The sequence below is a fragment of the Burkholderia sp. WSM2232 genome (assembly GCF_000472545.1).
Taxonomy (GTDB): domain Bacteria; phylum Pseudomonadota; class Gammaproteobacteria; order Burkholderiales; family Burkholderiaceae; genus Paraburkholderia.
The window spans coordinates 1-21,086 of sequence record NZ_AWZV01000045.1 but is presented as its reverse complement, the minus strand read 5'-3'; the positions used below and the strand labels follow the sequence as shown (position 1 = coordinate 21,086).

The 21,086-nt window shown below is 64.8% G+C and carries 16 protein-coding genes, 1 rRNA gene and 2 riboswitches; of the genes, 11 read left to right on the top strand and 6 right to left on the bottom strand.

Annotated features, from left to right (window positions below):
* Nucleotides 1-77: 77 nt before the first annotated feature.
* Nucleotides 78-1,040 carry a GlxA family transcriptional regulator gene (locus tag F757_RS0128480; protein WP_027214344.1) on the top strand — a complete coding sequence of 321 codons (963 nt, stop codon included), beginning with the start codon at nt 78-80 and terminating at the stop codon, nt 1,038-1,040.
* On the opposite strand, the gene F757_RS0128475 is transcribed toward F757_RS0128480, so the two are convergent.
* Nucleotides 1,025-1,858, bottom strand: coding sequence for a class I SAM-dependent methyltransferase (locus F757_RS0128475; protein ID WP_027214343.1), 834 nt, complete (start codon nt 1,856-1,858; stop codon nt 1,025-1,027). The genes F757_RS0128480 and F757_RS0128475 overlap by 16 nt on opposite strands.
* Nucleotides 1,859-2,769: 911 nt before the next feature.
* Between F757_RS0128475 and F757_RS0128470 the strand changes: the two genes are divergently transcribed.
* The 4 genes from F757_RS0128470 (at nt 2,770) to F757_RS0128455 (ending at nt 8,616) form a co-directional block, all read left to right on the top strand.
* On the top strand, nt 2,770-3,507 hold the full coding sequence (locus F757_RS0128470; protein ID WP_027214342.1) for a response regulator transcription factor: 738 nt from the start codon (nt 2,770-2,772) through the stop codon (nt 3,505-3,507).
* Entirely contained in the window at nt 3,504-4,991 is a 1,488-nt protein-coding gene (locus F757_RS0128465; RefSeq protein ID WP_027214341.1) for a FecR domain-containing protein, read from the top strand. The genes F757_RS0128470 and F757_RS0128465 overlap by 4 nt, the downstream gene beginning before the upstream one ends.
* An 81-nt stretch (nt 4,992-5,072) precedes the next feature.
* The gene (locus F757_RS0128460) at nt 5,073-7,964 is read left to right on the top strand and encodes a CHASE2 domain-containing protein (RefSeq protein WP_027214340.1); all 2,892 of its coding nucleotides are present in this window, start codon (nt 5,073-5,075) and stop codon (nt 7,962-7,964) included.
* 46 nt (nt 7,965-8,010) lie between these two features.
* Nucleotides 8,011-8,616: a DUF4136 domain-containing protein gene (locus F757_RS0128455; protein ID WP_035467557.1), complete on the top strand. Its 606-nt coding sequence runs from the start codon at nt 8,011-8,013 to the stop codon at nt 8,614-8,616.
* A 218-nt stretch (nt 8,617-8,834) separates the two neighbouring features.
* On the opposite strand, the gene bluB is transcribed toward F757_RS0128455, so the two are convergent.
* From bluB to cobA, 5 genes are read right to left on the bottom strand one after another with little or no spacing between them, the layout of a single operon-like run.
* Nucleotides 8,835-9,482 (bottom strand): 5,6-dimethylbenzimidazole synthase, encoded by a 648-nt coding sequence (gene bluB / locus F757_RS0128450; protein WP_027214338.1) that lies wholly within the window; start codon nt 9,480-9,482, stop codon nt 8,835-8,837.
* Entirely contained in the window at nt 9,466-10,764 is a 1,299-nt protein-coding gene (locus tag F757_RS0128445) for a cobyrinate a,c-diamide synthase (RefSeq protein ID WP_027214337.1), read from the bottom strand. Before F757_RS0128445 ends, bluB begins: the two co-directional genes overlap by 17 nt.
* Before the next feature lie 2 nt (nt 10,765-10,766).
* Nucleotides 10,767-11,369: a cob(I)yrinic acid a,c-diamide adenosyltransferase gene (cobO, locus tag F757_RS0128440; protein WP_027214336.1), complete on the bottom strand. Its 603-nt coding sequence runs from the start codon at nt 11,367-11,369 to the stop codon at nt 10,767-10,769.
* Nucleotides 11,366-11,848 (bottom strand): cobalamin biosynthesis protein, encoded by a 483-nt coding sequence (locus tag F757_RS0128435; RefSeq protein WP_027214335.1) that lies wholly within the window; start codon nt 11,846-11,848, stop codon nt 11,366-11,368. Before F757_RS0128435 ends, cobO begins: the two co-directional genes overlap by 4 nt.
* Nucleotides 11,848-12,612, bottom strand: a complete 765-nt coding sequence (gene cobA, locus F757_RS0128430) for a uroporphyrinogen-III C-methyltransferase (RefSeq protein ID WP_027214334.1) — start codon at nt 12,610-12,612, stop codon at nt 11,848-11,850. Before cobA ends, F757_RS0128435 begins: the two co-directional genes overlap by 1 nt.
* Nucleotides 12,613-12,846: 234 nt before the next feature.
* Nucleotides 12,847-13,089, bottom strand: a riboswitch (cobalamin riboswitch).
* Between the two features lie 69 nt (nt 13,090-13,158).
* Nucleotides 13,159-13,439: riboswitch (cobalamin riboswitch) on the top strand.
* A gap of 167 nt (nt 13,440-13,606) precedes the next feature.
* On the opposite strand from cobA, the gene cobW reads away from it, so the two are divergent.
* The 6 genes from cobW to F757_RS34250 all read left to right on the top strand — a co-directional run.
* Nucleotides 13,607-14,698 (top strand): cobalamin biosynthesis protein CobW, encoded by a 1,092-nt coding sequence (cobW, locus tag F757_RS0128425; protein ID WP_035467554.1) that lies wholly within the window; start codon nt 13,607-13,609, stop codon nt 14,696-14,698.
* A 6-nt stretch (nt 14,699-14,704) separates the two neighbouring features.
* Nucleotides 14,705-18,514, top strand: a complete 3,810-nt coding sequence (gene cobN, locus F757_RS0128420; RefSeq protein WP_027214332.1) for a cobaltochelatase subunit CobN — start codon at nt 14,705-14,707, stop codon at nt 18,512-18,514.
* Nucleotides 18,511-19,665: an ATP-binding protein gene (locus F757_RS0128415; protein ID WP_051376885.1), complete on the top strand. Its 1,155-nt coding sequence runs from the start codon at nt 18,511-18,513 to the stop codon at nt 19,663-19,665. Before cobN ends, F757_RS0128415 begins: the two co-directional genes overlap by 4 nt.
* A gap of 68 nt (nt 19,666-19,733) precedes the next feature.
* Entirely contained in the window at nt 19,734-20,363 is a 630-nt protein-coding gene (locus tag F757_RS0128410) for a VWA domain-containing protein (RefSeq protein WP_051376884.1), read from the top strand.
* Nucleotides 20,364-20,450: 87 nt separating this feature from the next.
* Nucleotides 20,451-20,603 carry a hypothetical protein gene (locus F757_RS35945; protein WP_156923755.1) on the top strand — a complete coding sequence of 51 codons (153 nt, stop codon included), beginning with the start codon at nt 20,451-20,453 and terminating at the stop codon, nt 20,601-20,603.
* 402 nt (nt 20,604-21,005) lie between these two features.
* Nucleotides 21,006-21,086, top strand: a 16S ribosomal RNA gene (locus F757_RS34250); the annotation flags it as partial.

The window sequence follows — 21,086 nt, the reverse complement described above, 5'->3', positions numbered from 1 at the left end:
GACCCAAGCATAGCGTTCGTTGACCATGTCTCAAATGTCGTATATACCTGCAATTCAGGACATGACTGGAGTCGCGCGTGCACAGAATCGGTTTCGTCGTATTTCCAAACTTTTATCTGATGGGCTTTGCTGCGGTCACCGCGTTCGAGGTCGCCAACGGGGTGCTCGAAGAGCCTGCCTATGAAGTGACGCTGCTGTCGGAGAACGGCGGGCTGGTGCTGTCGTCGGCGGGCATTCGCGTCGAGACACAGCCTTTTGGCGACGACACTTTCGACACGGTGATGTTCGGCTCGGGCGTGGACATCGAGCTGGGGTCAGCGGCGTTGACCGGATTCGTCAGGCGCTCGCTCGAGACCTCGCGGCGGATAGCGGCGCCTTGCACGGGCGCGTTTGTCCTCGCGGAGGCGGGCGCGCTCGACGGCCGGCGGGCCACCACCCATTGGCGGTTCGCCAATGATCTGCAGCGCCGTTTCCCGAAGATCGCCGTGGAGGAGGACCAGATTTTCATCGTCGACGGACCAATCTGGACGTCCGCGGGCATGACGGCCACCATCGACATGGCGCTCGCGATGATCGAAAAAGACCACGGACAGGATGTGTCGCGCACGGTGGCGCGCAAGCTCGTCGTATATCACCGGCGCGCGGGCGGGCAGTCGCAGTTTTCGACCTTGCTCGACCTCGATCCGAAGTCCGACCGGATCCAGAAAGCCATCGACTACGCGAACGCCAACCTGCGCAAGCCATTGAGCGTCGAGGAGCTCGCGGGCATTGCCGGTTTGAGCCCGCGCCAGTTCAGCCGGGCGTTCAGCGCCGAAACGGGGCAGTCGCCCGCGAAAGCCGTCGAGCACTTGCGGGTCGAAGCGGCGCGACTGATGCTGGAGAAAGGCCGCCTATCGCTGGATGTGATCGCGGACCAGGTGGGCTTTGCCGACCGTGAGCGGATGCGACGCGCGTTCCTGCGCGCGACCGGCCAGCCGCCTCAGGCGGTGCGTCGTTTGGGCCGGGAAACGCGCGGGGCGTCGGCTCAGCGCGAAGCGTGATCGCGCGCAACGGCAATCACGTGCGCCTGGATTTTGCCGTCCAGCGCCTCGCTGCCGAAGCGCTGTGCAAGTGCGCTGCCGGCTGCCGTGGTCGCCGCTTCGAGACTCGCGCCGGCACGGGCCTCGATCTCATTGCGCAACGGCGTGCCCTGGCAATAGGCGAGCGCGACTACGCGCGCGGATTCGGCGCGGCTGCGCGCGGCAACCGTCTCGAACGAGGGCGGCGCGCTGAAGCCCGCATCCGCGAGGTCGCGCGCAATGACTTGCCGGTCGAAATAGCCGTGCGGCGTGCGCGCCATGAAACGGGGCGGGTCCGACGGAAAAAGGCCGGCAAGCGCGGCGGTGACGGTATCGGCAAACTCGTTTTCCTCGATGAGATCCCAGACGTTGAAGAGCAGCATGCCGCCTGGCCGCAGCACGCGCCTCGCTTCGGCGAACGCCCGCGGCTTGTCCGGAAAGAACATGGCGCCGAACTGGCAGACAACCACGTCGAAACTGGCGTCGTCGAACGGCAGGTTGGCTGCATCGGCGAGCTGCCAGGTAACCGGCCGCGCGGTGCCGGCTGCCGCGGCGCGGTCGAGCATCGGCTGGTTCAGGTCGGTCGCGACGATCTCTGCGTGGGCGGGCAAGGCCAGCGCCATCGCGCGGGTCACGGCGCCGGTGCCGGCGGCGGTTTCCAGCACGCGCGACGGCGCGCGGGCCGCGACGCGCCTGGCGAGATCGGCGGCGTAGGTTGCGAAGATCATCGGAACGAGCTGGCTGTCGTAGAGCTCCGGAATCGAGCCGGCGAAGCGAGTGTCGGTGCTGGGGCTTTTCATCGCGCCTCCTTAAGAGTCTCGTGAAAGCTTAGGCGGCGCCACGCGGATTGAACAATCCGGGTCTGCGACAGTCACGAACGTGAGGCGTGGCGCGAGGCCAGGCGCGTGAAAGCAGGTTTGTCCGCTAGCGTCGGGCGAGGGCAAGCCGATTTGACAAAGCTTAAACGATTTATTTTGAGACAGTTCCTATACTGACTCACGAAATGTCAAATCGCTGTTTCGGATTTCCGCGGCGGCGTGAAATAGAAAGGCAGAAAGGCGGCGGGGCCAGCACCGCGCGAGTGAGACCACCTGATCCAATAACGCGGCCGGATGCGCAGACATACCACGCGGCGGAACCCGAGAGACAAACCAGAAGCTTTCCCCAGAAGGCGCACAAAGCGCACACAGCCGCCGGAGCGAGCGAGGCCGGCAAAAAGCAGCGCAGGCAGCACGAATGCAGGCGAGCAGGTCAAATGCAGGCAATCTGTAGAAAACCTGTCGGCAACACGCAGTCAACTGCGGGCGCAATGCATAAGCATAAAAACAGCAGGTCGACAGAACAAAAGCGGCGCGCAATAGAAAAGACGCCGTGGCGCGAGCGGTTCAAAGGAATCCGGCAGAAACAGCCGTTTTTTCGATTATGATTACCGCCGATTTGATAATCGCCGCTCCCGAATCAAAAATTACGCTCTATTTTTGAGACGGAGTGGCGACGCAGTGGCAAGAGTCTGTACGGGGCGCGAGGCGAAGGACCATTAGTCGAAAGAAAGTCGAAGAAACTTCGAACTGTAGATGAGTGGAAGGCCGGATCCCCCGGTGCCTGGAGCACCGGCATCCCGGCCAGTCCGCCGGTCTCACGACAGTGCATCACGGCTGCCGGTAGGGCCGGTCCGCCAGTTAGAAACGATAAAGTCGCGTTGCGGGGTTCTATGAGAATTGCAGTCCTGGATGACGATTCGGCACAGGCCGATCTTGTATGTCAAACGCTGTCGGCGGCCGGCCATGTCTGTCACGCATATGGAGAGGGCCGCGAACTGGTGCGGCAGTTGCGGCGCCAGACCTTCGACCTGCTGGTGCTCGACTGGAACGTACCTGACATGTCCGGCGAAGAAGTCCTGCGCTGGGTGCGTGAAAGCCTGTCGGAACGCCTGCCGGTTCTATTCATGACGAGCCGCGGCCAGGAAAGCGACATCACGTCGATTCTGAATACGGGTGCCGACGACTACGTGGTCAAGCCAGTCTCCGCCGCGGTGCTGCTGGCGCGCGTCGGTTCTTTGCTGCGGCGCGCCTATCATCTGAAGCCGCCGTCGGCGAAGGAAACTTTCGGCGAGTTCGAGTTCGACCTGCATGCGAAGCACGTGGTGGTCCGCGGCACGAAGGTGGCGGTGACGCAGAAGGAGTTCGAGCTCGCGTTGCTGCTGTTCCAGCATCTGAGCCGGCCGCTCTCGCGCGCGCATATTCTCGACGTGATCTGGAAGCAGGCCACCGACATCCCGTCGCGCACCATGGACACGCACGTCTCGATGCTGCGCAGCAAGCTCGGCTTGCGCCCGGAGCACGGCTATCGCCTCACGCCGATTTACGGCTATGGCTACCGGCTCGAGCGGCTGGAATCCGCCGGTGAGGCGGCAGCCATCAGCGGGCGGTCCGAAGCGGGGCAGGTGTGACGTTTGCCGTCGACGCAGCTCGCGCAACGCGCAACAGCAGTAGTTCGGCGAGCCGCCGCGCGGGCGCACTGCTCACGGCGGTGGGCATGCTCGCCATGGCGTGCTTCGCGCCGGCCGCGGCGCACGCACAGTCTGCCGGCGCGAGCACGCCGAAACAGCGCGCCAAAGCCGCGCCGCCTGCCTATGTCTCCTATGTGACGCGTGAAGGCGACACGCTCTACGAAATCGCGAGCCGCTATCTGAGCGATACCGGCGACTGGACGGTACTCAGCCGCCTCAATCACGTGCCGGCGCCGCGCCGCATGCACGCGGGCGTAGCGCTGCGTCTGCCGGCTGACAGACTGAAACAGGAACCGGAGACGGCGCGTGTGATCGCGACGAGCGGTCCGGCCGAACGGGCGTTCGGCAAGAGTCCCTACCTGCCGCTTGTGACGGGCGCGACGCTCGGCGAAGGCGACCGCATCTGCACGGGACCGAACGGCTTTGTCACGCTCTCGCTGTCCGACGGCTCACACGTGACGATGACCGAAGACGGCGTGCTCGACATTGGCAAGCTGCGGCACACCACGTTGACGGGCGCAGGGGACCGGCAACTGGCGTTGCATCGCGGGCGCGTCGAAAGCGAGGTCACGCACGCGACGAAACAGGACGATCGCTTCGAGATCCGCTCGCCCTCGGTGGTCGCGGGCGTGCGCGGCACGCATTTCCGCGTCGCATATGACGGCGACACCCAGGCCACCGCAGTCGAGGTGCTCGACGGCGCGGTCGGTGTCGATCCAGCCGCCGCCCGCGCGTCCGCGCCCGGTGTGCCGTTGCAGGCATCGGCGCAACTGCTGGCGGCGCGCTTTGGCAGCGTCACGCGGGCCAACGGCGCGCCCGGCGACGCGCTCCCGCTGCTTGACGCGCCCGCGCTCGCGCAGCCGTCGCGGGTTCAGGACGGCAAAACGATTGTCTTCGATCTGCTTCCGCCGCCCGACGGCGCGAACACCGACAAGGCGAGCAGGGTCGCGGCCTACCGCGTGCAGATTTCGCGCGACGCAGACCAGCTCGACCTGATCCGCAACCTGCGCGTGAGCGGGCCGCATGCCGAGTTCGCCGACCTCGCGGACGGCACGTATTTCGTGCGCATTGCCGCGATCGACCGGAACGGACTCGAAGGACTGCCGCAGGTGTATGGCTTCGAGCGCCGTCAGTTCGGTCTTGCGGCGTCGGCCGCGCCGCGTCCCGGCAGCCACGAGTACGAGTTCCGCTGGTTCGTGAGCCGCGCGCCGGCTTCCGGGCAGACGCGCTTTCGCTTTGTCATGGCGGCGACGCCCGATTTGCGTTATCCGATTGTCGATCGGGCGGATCTGACGGACGGCCAACTGGTGGTAAGCGATCTGCCGCCGGGCGTCTACTACTGGACGATCGTGGCCGAGCAGTTCGACAATGGCCGCTTTTACGAGACGAGCAGCGCGGTTCGCTCGTTTACGCTCGCGCGCTGACGCTGGCGGCTTCCCGAGGCCGCAGCCGATCGGCTTTCCAACCTACACGCTCACCCGCCCCTGAAGACCTACGCGCACGCCTTGTCGAACACACCTACGCGCCTGAGCCTCGACCCCCGCGCCCGTCTTGGACGGCGCGCGGGCAGGCGCTTTCTGATCGAATGGGTAGCCATCGGCTGCCTCGGTCTTACGGTAATCCTGTTCGGCTCGCTCGGGCGCATGAGCGCGAGCGTCGATCATCTGATGTACGACCGCCTGCTGATGTGGCACGCGCAGCCGGTGCTGCCCGGCATTGTCGTGCTGGAGATCGACAACCAGAGCATCGCGCAGCTTGGCCGCTGGCCCTGGCCGCGTAACGTTCACGCAAGTCTGCTCGAGCAGCTCGCTAAAGCGAGGCCTGCCGCGGTTGTGTATGACGTGCTGTTCACCGAACCCGGTCGCGACGATGCGGGCTTTGCCCGCGCCGTCGCGCTGAGTCCGACCTATCTGCCCGTGCTCCTTACCAACGACGGGCGGGGCGGGCCGCATGCCGTCGTCGAACCGGTGGCGCCGCTCGCGCAGGCTGCGGCCGGCCTCGGCCACATCAATCTCGAAGTGGACAGCGACGGGATCGTGCGCAGCGTCGCGCAATACGAAGGCGACGCCGACGCACGCTGGCCCCAACTGATGGTGACCGTCGCACGGGCGGCGCGGCAGGGCAGGTTTGCGTTGAATTCGGGGCCGGCGAGGGGCGAAGGCGGCGGTCGGGCTGGGGGCGGTGGGGGTGCTCCCGGCGGGGGCACAGGCCGCAGCGGCGGTAGTGCCGGTAGTGTAGGAAGTGCCGGTAGTGCCGGAAGCACCGGCAGCGCCGAAAGCACCGGAAGCACCGGAAGCACCGGAAGCACCGGAAGCACCGGAAGCACCGGAAGCACCGGAAGCACCGGAAGCGCCGGAAGCGCCGGAAGCGCCGAAAGCGCCGCCTCCATCCCCCAGCCGAACCCCAACAACGCCAGCGACGGCCGTTTCCTGATCCCATTCAGCCGCAACTCGCAAAGCTATACGAAGCTGAGCTTCGCCAGCGTCTTTGCCGGCGAGGTTCCCGTGGAAAAGCTGCGCGGGCGCATCGTCGTGATCGGCGTGACCGCGTCCGGTCTGTATGACCGCTTCGCTACGCCCGTCTCCGGCGAGTTGGGCCCACTGCCGGGCGTCTATATTCATGCGAACGTGCTCGATACGCTGCTCACCGGCCGCGAAGTCCTGCCCGCCGCGCGGTGGTTGCTGTCCGGAGTGTCGCTCGCGCCGCTTGCCGCGCTGCTGGCGGGCTTTCTCGTGCTGTCGCCGCGCCGCTCATTGCTGCTGACGGGCGCGCTGTGCCTGCTCGCGATGGCCGCCAGCGCGATACTGCTATACGGCGCGCGGCTGTGGCTCTCGCCAGTGCCTGCGATTATCGGCGTGGTGGTCGTCTATCCGATCTGGAACTGGCGCCGCCTCGAAATGACGATGGCTTATCTGCGCAAGGAACTGCAGCGCCTCGCCAACGAACCGCACCTGCTGCCGCAGACGCCGCAGCGCCGCCGCGAATTCGGCGGCGACGTGCTGGAGCAGCACATGGCGCTGATGGCGCAGGCGGCGCAACGCGTGCAGGACATGAAGCGTTTCATGTGGGACAGCCTGAACAGCGTGCCCGAGCCGATTCTGGTGAGCGACGTGCGCGGCATCGTGCTGATTGCCAATCATGCCGCGAAGGCACACTTCACCCGACTTGGCGCGCCCATGCCGGAAGGACGCGCGATGCAGGCGGTGCTCGGCGGCCTGACGCTCGTGAAGGCGATCGACAGCGGCGCCGCGTCCGACGCCGACAACACCCTGTTCGCGCGCGCCCACTGGCCGGCGCTGCTCGATCCCGCGCGCAGCGAGTTTGCCGGGCTGATGGCGCAAGGCGTCGAAGTGCGCGACGCGAACGAGCGCGATCATCTGTTGCGCTACGCGAACTGCACCAATGCGCAGGGCGAGACCACCGGCTGGATCGCCGGCCTCGTCGACGTGTCCGCGCTGCATGCCGCCGAGCGTCAGCGCGAAGACGCGTTGCGGCTGCTGTCGCACGATATGCGTTCGCCGCAGGCGTCGATTCTCGCGCTGGTGGAAATGGAACGCGCCCGCGAAACGCCGGCGCTCGCGCGCGGCGTGCTCGAGCGCATCGAACGGTATGCGCAACGCGCGCTGACACTCGCTGACGACTTCGTGCAACTGGCGCGTGCCGAATCGCAAAACTACATGCTGGAGCCGGTGAATCTCGCTGAGATCGTCATCGACGCGAGCGACGAAGTCTGGCCGCAGGCGCATGCAAAGCGCATCACGCTGGATAGCGGAACGCACGGCCAGGGCGATCTCGACGACGCCGCCGCCGAGGGCGGTTACTGGATCTGCGCTGATCGCTCGCTGATGACGCGCGCGATCGTCAACCTTCTGAACAATGCGGTGAAATACAGTCCGCCCGACACGCGCATTACCTGCGAGCTTTCTTATACGAAGCCGACGCGTGCGGTGGCTACGGCGGCTACGGCGGCTACAGCGGCCACAACACCCACATCAGCTACAACGGCTGCAGCGGCCACAACACCCACATCAGCTACAACGGCCACAACACCCGCGTCAGCTATAACGGCCACATCGGCCACAACACCCACCACGCGCGCCGCGGCAAACCGCATCTCGTGCACGATCCGCGACGAAGGCTATGGCATTCCCGCAGAACAGCAGGCGGGTCTCTTCGAGCGCTTCAGGCGCTTTCACGAAACCGAGCGGCCTGAAGTGGGCGGAGCGGGGCTCGGCATGGCTTTCGTCAAGACCGTCGTGACTCGCCACGGCGGCGAGGTCACGGTAACCAGCGCGCCGGGGCGCGGCACCGCGGTCACGATCAGACTGCCGGTTCTAGACGACGAACCATCGGGCGTGCCGGGGAGCCCCCTTGACGACGCGCGAGCGCGCAACTAATCGAAGCGAGGAACGAATAGTGAAAGCGGTGAATGGGATCCACGCGATGAACGGAGTGAAAGCGGTGCTTCTCTGCGCGGCGCTGGCGGCCGTGAGCCTGGCCGGCTGCACCGGCCTGCACGCGGACGTGCATACCGCCACGCCCGCAAGCGCCTTGCCGGGCGAGCGCACCTACACCTTCGCGCGCATGCCGACGCAGGGTGAGGGCAGCGCCCACCCGCAATTCGAAACAGCTGTGCGCGACGAACTGGCAAAGCAGGGGTTCGCGGAAACGGCCGGGCGTCCCGCGCATTACCTGCTTTCAGTCGGCTACGAAACGCGGCCCGCTGAAATCGGCGTAGGCCGCAGCGATTGCTCGACAGGCGATTGCGGCCAGCAAAACGGCGCGCCGTTCGCGCTGTTCGGCGCACGCCTCTATCGGCATACCCTCACGCTGCGCTTTTTCGAGCGGGAAAACGGACGCGAGGTCTACAAGGTCGGCGCGGCGAGCACGGACCGTGACGCCGATCCGCTACGAGCGGCGCCTGCGCTCGCTAAAAGCGCGCTGGCCCGGTTTCCGTTCGGCGCGCCGGCAGACTGGCGCGTCAAACTGCGCATGAACGACGCGCGCGGCGTACCGGACGTGGTCTCGGTCAAGCCGCTCGACAGGTGAGGTTGCAATCGCAAGCTTGCAATCGCGCTCGGCGGCGCTTAGCAGGACTCGGCAGCGCTCAGCAGCGCTCAGCAGCACTCGGCGGCACTCAGCGGCACTCAGCGGCACTCAGCAGCACTCAGCAGCACTCAGCAGCACTCAGCAGCACTCAGCAGCACTCAGCAGCGCCCAGCAGCGCCCAGCAGCGCCCAGCAGCACTCAGCGGCGCTCAGCGGCGCTCAGCGCGATTGCGGCCAGAAGTTCTCGAACACGCAGTCGGCGAGCGGCATGCGCTCGGCCCAGCGCTCTGATTGCAGCATCGGCTCGCTGTAGAACTGCTCGACGTGACCGAGACACAGTATCGCGACGGGCCTGGCGCCTTGCGGCATGTGCAACAGATCGCGCACCGCATCCACGTCGAAGAGCGACACCCAGCCCATGCCGAGACCTTCCGCGCGCGCCGCGAGCCACATGTTCTGGATCGCGCAGGCCACTGATGCCAGATCCATCTCAGGCAATGTGCGGCGACCGAAAACGTGCCGCTCGCGGCCGTCCATCAGCGCCATCACCAGCAGTTCGCCGCATTCCAGCATGCCTTCCACTTTCAGCTTCATGAACTCGTCGCGGCGTTTGCCGAGCGCATCGGCAGTGGCAAGCCGTTCGCTTTCGACGATCTCGTGCAGCGCCGCACGCAACGTGCGGTCCGTGATGCGTGCGATTCGCCACGGCTGCATGAAGCCGACGCTCGGCGCGTGATGCGCGGCGTCGAGGAGGCGCTGCAACGCGGCGGCATCGACAGGATCGCGCACGAAGTGGCGCATGTCGCGACGTTCATGAATCGCGCGATAGACCGCTTCGCGGTCGGCGTCGTTAAAAGGCTTCGCCATTGAACAGAGCGGCCGCGAAGGCCGGGTTGGAGGGCCAGTAGGCGTGCATGTACGTCGCGACAATCGAGCCGACGCGATAGAGCGCCTCGCCCGGGGCTTCGCCCTGAGGCCGCGTGGCGCAGCGCAGCGGCACGAGGGCGGTGCTGATCTTCGAGTAGTGAAACGTATGGCCGGTCATCGGGCCATGCAGGCTGTCGATCTGCTGCATGCCAAGCGCGGTGAAGCGCGTTTGCATGGTCGCGTGGCCGGGTACCAGGCCGAGCATTGGCGTGCTCACGCCTTGTGTGTCGGTGAGTTGGTCGAGCAGATAGAGCATGCCGCCGCATTCGGCGACGAGCGGCTTGCCGGCCGCCGCGTGGTCGCGCACCGCGGCGGCGCTGCGGGCGTTGCCGGACAGCGCCGCCGCATGCAGTTCGGGGTAGCCGCCTGGCAGATACAGCGCGTCGGTGTCCGCGGGCAAGCTCTCATCGGCGAGCGGCGAGAAGTAGTGCACGCGTGCGCCCAGCGCTTCGAGCAGGGCGATGTTGGCCGGATAGATGAACGAGAATGCGGCGTCGCGCGCAATGGCGATCTTGCGGCCCTGCAGAAGACGCGGCAGCACGGGCGGCGTCGGCGCGCCGAATTCCACGGCGGGCGGCAACGCGGCTAGCGCGGTATGGGCGAGCGCATCCGCGGCGCGTTCGAGACGCGCGTCGAGATCGGCGATTTCGTCGGCCTGATGCAGACCGAGGTGGCGATCGGGCAGTTCGATCTCGCTGTCCGCGGCAATGTGCCCGCACCAGCGCAGCCCCGGCGGCAACGCCTCCTGCAACATCTGCGCATGACGCGCCGAACCGACGCGGTTGGCGAGCACGCCGTGAAACGGCACCTGCGGCCTGAAATGCGCGAGCCCGAAGGCTACTGCGCCGAAGGTCTGTGCCATTGCCTTCGCGGATATCACCGCGAGTACCGGCACGCCGAATACCGTGGCGAGATCGGCACTGCTCGGCGTGCCGTCGAATAGACCCATGACGCCTTCTATCAGGATCAGGTCGGCTTCGGCCGCCGCTTCGGCAAGCAGATGCCGGCAGGCGTCCTGCCCGACCATCCACAGATCGAGCGACAGCACCGGCGCGCCGCTCGCGCGCGAGAGAATCATTGGATCGAGAAAGTCAGGGCCGGTCTTGAAGACCCGCACGCGCCTCCCGAGCCGCCGATGGTAGCGCGCGAGGCCCGCGGTGATCGTGGTCTTGCCCTGACCCGACGCGGGCGCGCTGATAAAAAGCGCGGGACACGCGGACACGTTCAGAACTCCACGCCGCGTTGCGCCTTCACGCCTTGCTCGCGATACGGGTGCTTGACGATGCGCATTTCGGTGACGAGGTCGGCGGCTTCGATAAGTGCATCCGGCGCATGGCGGCCGGTCACGACTACATGCAGCATCGCGGGACGCGCGTTGATGACGGCGAGCACTTCGTCGAGCGGCAGGTACTCGTATTTGAGCACGGTGTTCAGCTCGTCGAGGATCACCATCTGATAGTCGCCGCTTTGGATCATCCGGTGTGCTTCGTCCCAGCCTTTGCGCGCGGTGGCCATGTCGGCCTCGCGGTTTTGCGTGTTCCAGGTATAGCCGTCGCCCATCGTGACAAAGTCGCAGTTGGCAATCGCGCCGAGAAAATCGCGCTCCGACGTGTGCAATGCGCCCTTGATGAACTGCACGACGCCAAGGCGCATGCCGTGGCCGAGCACGCGCACGGCCATGCCGAACGCGGCAGTGGTCTTGCCTTTGCCGGTGCCCGTGTTGACGATCAGAAGACCTTTTTCGACGGTCGCGTTGGCCTGCTTCTTTTCGTGGCCTTCGCGCCGGCGTTCGGTCATGCGTTGATGCGATTCGGGGTCGGTCTTCATGGAAGGTCCTGTTGATTGAGGGTAGCGCTGTCCGCTTGCGTGCGTTGCGCCGAGGCAATCGCCACGGTCACGCCAGCGCAAACGGTCTTGCCGACGATCAGCGGCGCGGCACTCGCGGCGGGCGCTGGCGACGCTTCATGCGCTGCGATGCCAACGCCAACATCCTGCCACGCCGTATGCAGTGCCCCGAGCAGCGCGCAAGGTTCGCACACGCCGTCGACGCCGACATGTTCACGTGCGGCCGCCGATGGTTGCGTCACACGCATCGCGGCAATCTGCTCGCGCGAGAACAGTTGCAGCGGCAACTTGTGGCGCGCGCAGAATTCGAGCAAGCCCGCTTCGTCAGCTTTGGTTTCGATTGAAGCGACGGTTGCGATGTCTTCGATTGCATGCGAGCCGAGCACGGCATGCACGGCGTTTTCGATTTCGTCCGCCGACGCATGCAGGCGGCAGCCGATGCCCACGCTAAGCGTTTTCATTATGCATCCGGCACCGAAGGCGCCTGTGGCGAAACAGCGGCGCAGACACGTTCAAGCGCGAGCGCCGCCACACCGCCGATCACCACGATAGCCGGCGAGCCCAGTCCCGCGCGCGCAACGGCATCGGCGAAATCGCCCAGCGTTGCAAGCACATGCCGCTGTTCGGGACGCGTTGCCGATTCGATCGCCGCGCACGGCGTGTCGGCACGCATGCCTGCCGCCAGTAATGCGGCGACGATATCGCTAAGCCGCCGCATGCCCATGTAGACGACGAGCGTCATGCGCGTGGCGGCGAGCGCAGCCCAATCCGGCTCGCTCGTGCCCGCTCCATGTCCGGTCACGAACACCACGCCCTGCGCATGATCCCGGTGCGTCACGGGAATGCCGAGTGCAGCCGGCGCCGCTATTCCCGCCGTAATTCCGCTGATAATTTCCACTTCGATACCGGCGGCATGGAGCGCCTGCTGTTCTTCGCCGCCTCGGCCGAACACGAACGGATCGCCGCCCTTGAGTCGCGCGACGCTGCGCCCGGCTCTGAGGTGTTCCAGCATTTGCGCGACGATGCCTGCTTGCGGCGTGGACGGATGGCCGCCGCGTTTGCCGACATGCACGATGGTCGCCGCCTCGCGCGCAAATTGCAGCACGTCGGGGTTCACCAGGTCGTCGACGAGGATCACGTCGGCTTGTGCGAGGGCGCGCGTGGCCTTGAGCGTCATCAGTTCGACGTCGCCGGGACCTGCACCGATAAGCCACGCGCGCGTCATCGCGGCTCGCGAACCGTGCGCGGCACGGACGGCACGCGTGCCGCCCTCGTACCCGAAGTGGTGCGGCAGTGCGCGAACAGACGCAATGGATTGGAGATCGAAGTCATTCAAAGCTGTGCATGCACGCACGTTGGCGAACCGGGCTTGCGCGTTGGTTCACCCAGCGTGCTTTCGCGCCTTCATCTCCGTCCCTCGCGGAGTCAGGCAGCCGGCGGCGTGGGCCCGACATCGGCAGGGCCGCCTCCACGTCTGGCCGGTATCCGGGCTGGCGGCCTCACGCGTTTGCCTTCCCGCCCGCATTCGTTCGAATGGATCGGACAGTGGCTTTGAAACGCATGCGCGGCGCGACGAAAAATTCGCGCCGCAGGTCGCTTACCGTTGCGGGGACAGCACAGGTTAAGCGCAAGCGCGCTGCCTGTTTCCCGTTTAACTGCACACGCGAACGCATGTGCGGGCACCAAACGCGCGCATACGATAGCACACGAGAAGCCGCTGCGGCACCCGCGCCCGGCTTGCGTTTTCTTGACGTGGCAAGGCTCGGGGCCTACACTCGCACGCACTTCTGGTGCTCGTGTGCGCGCTCGTGCGCATGCAGTTAAACGGGAAACAGGGCGCCCGCCTGGCATGGAGCGGGCCAACCTGTGCTGCCCCCGCAACGGTAAGCGAAAAGCAGCGTCATGCTGGTTTGCATGGCGCCGCAGAGCCGGCTTCGATGTCCCCGCGCAAGGCCGCGTGGGCATATCACCACTGGGCGAGAAATCACTCGTCCGGGAAGGGGAAGCGGCGCTTTCGCCAGCCCGGATACCGGCCGGAACACGAAGGGCGAACGCCGCGGGGATGCGGCGCTGCGCTCATGACCTCATACCCGTTTTCTGCGTGTTCCTGTTGTAGCGGCAAGGCCGTCGTTCGTCCCCGCGTTTCGCGATGCCACGTCGTGCGCAACGGCGCGCGATCATGCCGGCCAGCCATGCAACTCACACGGATGGACCTCACGATGCAAACTCAGATGCGCAAGATTCCTGTCACCATCGTCACGGGCTTTCTCGGCAGCGGCAAGACCACGCTGTTGCGGCACATTCTTCAGCATGCGGGCGGCAAGCGCATCGCGGTGATCGTCAACGAGTTCGGCGAGCTCGGCATCGACGGTGAAATCCTCAAGGGTTGCGGCATTGGCTGCGACGAAAACGGCGTCGAGACCGAAGGCCAATTGTATGAACTGGCGAACGGTTGCCTGTGCTGCACGGTCCAGGAAGAATTCTTTCCGGTAATGGAGAAGCTCGTCGAGCGTCGCGAGCAGATCGACCACGTGCTGATCGAAACCTCGGGCCTCGCGTTGCCCAAGCCTCTCGTGCAGGCGTTCAACTGGCCGCAGATCAAAAGCAGTTTCACTGTGGACGCAGTGATTACCGTCGTGGACGGCCCGGCTGCCGCGAGCGGCCAGTTCGCCGAAAATCCGCTTGCCGTGGACGCGCAACGCAAGGCCGATCCGAACCTCGATCATGAGTCGCCGCTGCACGAGTTGTTCGAAGACCAGTTGTCCGCGGCTGATCTGGTGATCCTGAACAAGACAGATCTGCTCGACGAAGCCGGCCAACACAAAGTGGAAGCCGTGATTCGCGAAGAAATTCCGCCGCAAGTGAAGATCGTGCGCGCGCAGAACGGGCAACTCGATTTGCACACGTTGTTCGGGCTCGAGGCGGCATCCGAAGAAACGATCCACCTGCGCCACGATCACCACGGGTCGGCGCAAGACGCCGATCATCACCACGACGAATTCGATTCGGTGGTCGTGCAAGCGAGCGTGCCTTCGCGCGAAGCGGCGCTTGCCGCGTTGCAGGCACTCGTCGAAAACAACACGATTTACCGCGTGAAGGGCTTCGCCGCGTTGCCTGGTGCACCGATGCGGCTCGTCATTCAGGGCGTGGGGCGGCGCTTCGACAGCTATTTCGATCGACGCTGGCAGACAGGCGAAGGTGGCGAGAGCCGCTTCGTGCTGATCGGCGAAGACCTCGAACAGGCCGCGCTGCAACGTGCTTTCGACGCGGCACTCGGCGTGGATTCAAGCATCGCCGGACAACGGGCGTAGACGCATATGCATCTGCTGCGCACCACGCCGGGTGGTTTCGTCGATGACACGCAAGGCGTGATTCGCATCGATCAGCGGCCTGCGGACATTGTCGTGCTGAGTTCCGCCGATACCACGCTGTCGCTGCTTGCAAGCGTCATTGCGCGCCTGGGCGACGGCTTTCCGAGCGTGCGCCTCGCTAATGTGACCTATCTGCGGCAGCCGGCGTCGGTGGACTTTTATGTCGAAGACGTGTTGCAGCACGCGCGCGTAGTCGTAGTCGACCATCTTGGCGGCGAGGCGTACTGGCCGTATGGCATCGAGCAGGTGGTCGCGCTCGCGCAGCGCAAACAGCAGACGCTCGCAATGTTTTCCGGCGATCTGCAGGAAGACCCGAACCTGCTGGCACGCAGCACGGCGGATGCCGACTTTTGTCACCAGTTGTGGCGGTACCTGCGCGAAGGCGGGCCGCAAAATGCAGAGGCGTTCCTGCGCTGCATTGCGCATCGCGCGCTGGGTTTTGGGTCCGAACCGGCGCCGCCGCGGGCGCTGCCCGCCGCGTCGCTCTATCATCCGCAACGCGACACGCCCACCATCGCCGATTGGCAGGCGCGTTGGCAAGACGATGCGCCTGTTGCGGCAATCCTGTTCTACAAGGCGCATCTTCAGGCGGCCAACACGGCGGTGTTCGACGCGCTGATCGACGCGCTCGAAGCACGCGGCGTCAATCCGCTGCCTATTGCAATCACGTCGCTGAAAGATGCAATGAGCCGAGAAGTCGTGCAGTCGTTGTGCGCGCAACATCATGCTTCGCTCGTGCTCAATACCACGGCGTTCGCCGCATCCGCAATCGACGACCCGGAGCCGCTCGCGCTCGCAGGCGACGCACCGGTGTTCCAGGTGATTCTGAGCGGCGGCAATCGCGACGACTGGCAGAAGGACAACCAGGGCCTCAATTCGCGCGACATTGCCATGCATATCGCGCTGCCTGAAGTGGACGGCCGCATCATCACGCGTGCGATCAGTTTCAAGGGGCTTGCCTATCGCTGCCCGCATACAGAAGTCGACGTGGTGCGCTATCAGCCGGATCTCGAGCGCGTGAGTTTTCTGGCTGAGCTGAGCCGCCGCTGGTGCCGTCTACGCTCGCTCGACAACGCGGACAAGAAGCTTGCGCTGATTCTTGCCAACTATCCGATGAGCGAAGGACGCATTGGCAATGGCGTCGGGCTCGACACGCCGGCTTCGGTGGTCGGCATTCTGTCGATGCTGCGCGACGAAGGCTATCGCATCGCGGAAATTCCGGCGGACGGCGACGCGCTGCTGAAGAAGCTCACCGAAGGTGTGACGAACGACCCGGTGGTGCGCGATTTGCGGCCCGCTTTGCAAAGCCTCGCGTTTACCGACTACCTCGCGCATTTCAACGCACTGCCGAAAGAGACGCGCGATGCGCTGAACGCGCGCTGGGGTCCGCCGGAGCAGGACCCGACCGTGCGGCGCGGCCGTTTCATGATTGCCGGCTGGCGCTGCGGCCATGTGTTCGTCGGCATTCAGCCGTCCCGTTCGCGCGAACAGGGCGATTACGCGAGCTATCACGACGCCGAGCTGGTCCCGCCGCATGCGTATCTTGCGTTCTATTTCTGGCTGCGGCATGAGTGGGGCATGGACGCGGTCGTGCACGTCGGCAAGCATGGCAACCTGGAATGGCTGCCGGGCAAGAGCGTCGCGTTGAGCGATACGTGCTGGCCCGATCTGATTCTGGGGCCCATGCCCCATCTGTATCCGTTTATCGTCAACGATCCGGGCGAGGGCAGCCAGGCGAAGCGTCGCGCTCAGGCGGTGATTGTCGATCACCTGATGCCGCCGCTCACGCGCGCGGAAAGCTACGGGCCGTTGCAGGATCTGGAGCGCCAGGTCGACGAATACTACGAGGCGCTAATGGTCGACCCGCGTCGCGCGAGGCTGTTGCGGCGCACGATTCTCGCGACCATTGTCGAACACCGGCTACATGAAGAACTGAGTCTTTCGAAGCCCGCGGGCGAGGACGACGAAGACTTGCTGCTCACGCGCGTCGACGCGTGGCTCTGCGAATTGAAAGAGGCGCAGATTCGCGACGGTTTGCACACGTTCGGCCAATCGCCGCAAGGCGTTCAACGGCGAGATACGTTGCTCGCGCTGGGGCGTTTTCCCGTCGGCGACGGGCAAGGCGGCAAAGCAGGGCTGATCGACGCGTTGGCGCGCGATCTGCAAATCGATCACTTTTTCGTTGCGTTGTCTGTCGATTGGTCCGCGGCATGGACGGGGCCGCGTCCCGACATTCTGCAACGCGTGAGCGATGCACCCTGGCGGCATTGCGGCGATACGCGCGAGCGACTCGAGCTGCTCGCTGCGCAGATGCTGCTCGCCGTATGCGGCGAGCACGACAGCGCTTCAAGCACGCTCGCCGAGGTGCAAGCGCGCCTGCCGCAAGCGCAACGCGTGCTCGAGCGGCTGCGCGACGACGTGCTGCCGCGGCTCGACGCATGCGGCACTCAGGAAATGCTGCAATTGAAGCGCGGTCTCGAAGGCCGTTTTGTGCCGCCGGGGCCGAGCGGTTCGCCCTCGCGCGGCCGGCCCGATGTTCTGCCGACCGGCCGTAACTTCTATTCTGTCGACACGCGCGCCATTCCGACCCAGGCCGCGTGGTCGCTTGGCCTTAAGTCGGCTCAGCTACTGATAGAGCGGCATTTGCAGGAGCATGGCGATTATCCGCGTGCAATCGGCCTTTCCGTATGGGGCACGGCAACGATGCGCACGGGCGGCGACGACATCGCGCAAGCAATGGCGTTGCTCGGCGTGCGGCCGAAGTGGGCTCCGGGCAGCCATCGCGTGACCGACTTCGAGATCATGCCAATCGAAGCGTTCGACAGACCGCGCATTGACGTGACGCTGCGGGTGTCCGGCTTTTTCCGCGACGCCTTTGCCAACGTAATGCATCTGTTCGATGCAGCGGTGCAGGCAGTTGCCGAACTCGACGAGCCTCCCGAGCTCAATCCGATTCGCGCGCGCGTGATGCGTGAACGCGACGCGTTGATCGCGCGCGGCATGGAGCCTGCCGAAGCGCGCAGGCGCGCCGGCTGGCGAGTCTTTAGCGCGCGGCCCGGCGCATATGGCGCCGGCTTGCAGGAGATGATCGACGCGAGGCAATGGCAGACGGACGCGGACCTCGCGAATGCATATCAGGCGTGGGGTGGTTATGCATACACGCAGAAAAGTGCAGGCGAAGAGGCGCGTCAGGCGTTCGGCACACGCCTCGCCGACATGGACCTCGTGTTGCAGAACCAGGACAACCGCGAGCACGATCTGCTCGATTCAAACGACTACTATCAGTTTCAGGGCGGCATGGTCGCGGCCGTGCGGCATCTGGCGGGCAATCAGCCCAACGTTTATCACGCGGATCACAGCAACCCGGCCGCGCCGCGCGTTCGCACGCTTCATGAAGAAATAGCGCGGGTAGTGCGCTCCCGTGTGGTCAATCCGAAATGGATCGACGGCGTGAAGCGCCACGGTTATAAGGGTGCCGCCGAAATGGCGGCGACCGTCGATTACCTTTACGGCTACGACGCGACTGCGCGTGTGGTGGCCGATCATCAATATGCGCTGGTTGCCGACGCTTACCTGAACGACCCGCACACGCGCGAATTCCTGCGACAGCACAATCCCCATGCACTGCATGCGATCTGCGAGCGTCTCATCGAAGCGATGCAGCGCGGGTTGTGGCAAACGCCAGGCGAGTATCGCGCGCAGGTCGAACGGCATTTGCTCGCGAGCGAACAGCAGATTGAAGGAATGCAGAGATGAATGCAGGCACGACTGCGGGCACGACTGCGGGCACGACTGCGGGCACGAATGCGGGCACAAGCGCAGGCACGAACGCTGGCACCCCCGATGTGCGCTCAGGCGCGGTGCCAAGGCCCGCGTTTCCGTTTGCCGCGCTGATCGGGCAAACCGCATTGCAGCAGGCACTGCTGCTCGCGGCGATCGATCCGGGAATAGGCGGTGTGCTGGTGAGCGGGCCGCGCGGCACGGCGAAATCCACGGCGGCGCGCGCGCTTGCCGAGTTGTTGCCGGAAGGCCAACTGGTGAATCTGCCGCTTGGCGCAAGCGAGGATCGTCTGATCGGCACGCTCGACATTGAAACCGTGCTGCGCGACGGCTCCGTGCGTTTCTCGCCCGGGCTGCTCGCGAAAGCGCATCGCGGCGTGCTGTATGTGGACGAAGTCAACCTGCTGCCCGATACGCTCGTCGACGCCTTGCTGGATGCGGCCGCAAGCGGCGTAAATACTATCGAACGCGATGGCGTATCGCACAGTCACGAGTCGAGCTTCGTGCTGATCGGCACGATGAATCCGGAAGAGGGCGAGCTGCGGCCGCAACTGATCGACCGCTTCGGCTTGATGGTGCAACTGCACAACTGCTTCGAGCCGGGCGTTCGCGAGCAGATCGTGAAAGCACGTCTTGCGTTCGATCTCGATCCTGCTGGTTTCCGCGCCGGTTATGCAACGCAGCAGACGCAGTATGTGGAGCGGATTCGCGCGGCACGCGAGGCACTGCCGCGACTTTGTTTCGACGACGCAGTGCATGCGCAGGTGAGCAGGCTGTGTATCGACGCTGCCGTCGACGGCTTGCGTGCCGACCTCGTGATGCTGCGCGCCGCGCGCGCGCTCGCTGCATGGGAGCTGGCGGATGCGGTCACGACGCAACATGTCGATCGAGTTGCAGAGGCAGTGCTCGTGCATAGACGGCGTGAGCAGCGCGAATCGTCGGCAAGCGGCACAAACGCGCCGGATACGCAGCCGCTTTCGCAGTCGGGTGATGTGCCGCGGGATTCGGCCGGGTCGTCGGAGGACAGCGCAAGTGGCGGCGAAGGGGATTGGGGTTATTTGCCGCCGCAACCAGCTGCGATCCGACACGTTAAAGGCGTGATTCCGCTCGATGTAAAAAAACGCTGAGCCATCGGAAGGGCGCCGCCGCTGACTCGCACAGCGGTTTTCGATGGCGGCAACAGGCGCAGGCAGTCATGCGCTCGCGCGGCAATGCGCATGCACGGGCGGATGACAAGGTCGGCCGGCGTATTGCATGGCCGCGCACATTCGCCGCGATGGGCCAGAACGGGCGCGCCGGGCTGCGGGCGCAAGATCTGCGTTTTGTGCGCGAAATGCCGAGGCACGGCGTGCTGCATTGCTTCGTGCTGGACTGCTCCGGCTCGATGCTGGCACAGGAGCGTCTTGCGCTGGCAAAGGGTCTGCTGATCGCGCTTTTCGACCGCGTAAGTGCAATGCGCGCGCAGGCCGCACTGATCTGCTTCGGCGGAGCGGGCGCGGATGTCCGTTTCGGTCCCGCCGTGCCGCGCTGGTGGAACGAGCGCTGGCTCGAACCGGTCGGCGGTGGCGGCGGCACGCCTTTCGCAGCCGGCATTCGGTGCGCGGCACAATTGCTGTCTCGCGGCGCGAGGCGCAAACCCGCACAGCAGCGCTGGTTGTGGATACTGACCGACGGCCGCACGACAGATCAGGCGGCGCGCCCCGTCCACGCGGACGAGGTCGTGTTCGTCGACTTCGAACGCGGCACGATACGCATTGGCCGCTGCGAGAAAACAGCACAGGCTTGGGGGGCGCGGCGCTTTACGCCTGAAGAATTGATTGGTTGAGCGGTGCATGCGAATTGATTGGTTGAGCGGCGCATGCGCTTTACATTGTGCCGGTTTCGGTAGCCTTCATTTCGAACCGGCTGACCAGTGCTGCACATCGTTTTGCTGGTCGAATACAAAGATCTTCATCGCCATTTGCTGCTCGGATTCCAACTGATCGAACTGAAGCCCGTGAGTGGTGACGGCACGCGTGCCGGAGCCGTTGTGCACATTGCGGGGCGAGCTTTCAACTACGGCTGATCGTCTGGTGGTCGGAATTATGTTGGATGACTAACTATTTTTGATGCTGCGAGAACTGCTGCGCAGCCGCACCGTTTTTCGATTTCTCTACTTTTCGAAAATAATTGCAGAAAAGGGGTTGACGGCCCGCGGACCGCATCGCATAATTCGCCTCCCGTTTGATGACGGACGCGAAGAAAGCAGAGCTTCTTGGCGAATGATCTTTAAAAACTAGCAGCCGATAAGTGTGGGCGCTTGATGCGCGANGCGAGCCGGGTTCTTCGGNATCTGGCGNNAAGCGAAAGTATCAAGTCTCACACAGTAATGAAAGGAAGGTTTTTCTGTCGAGAGATGGAAAGATCATTCGTCAGTACGTTGAGTGAGCGACCGGGTTCGAAAGAGCCCGAAAACAGTAACAGGTTTGAACTGAAGAGTTTGATCCTGGCTCAGATTGAACGCTGGCGGCATGCCTTACACATGCAAGTCGGACGGCAGCGCGGGCTT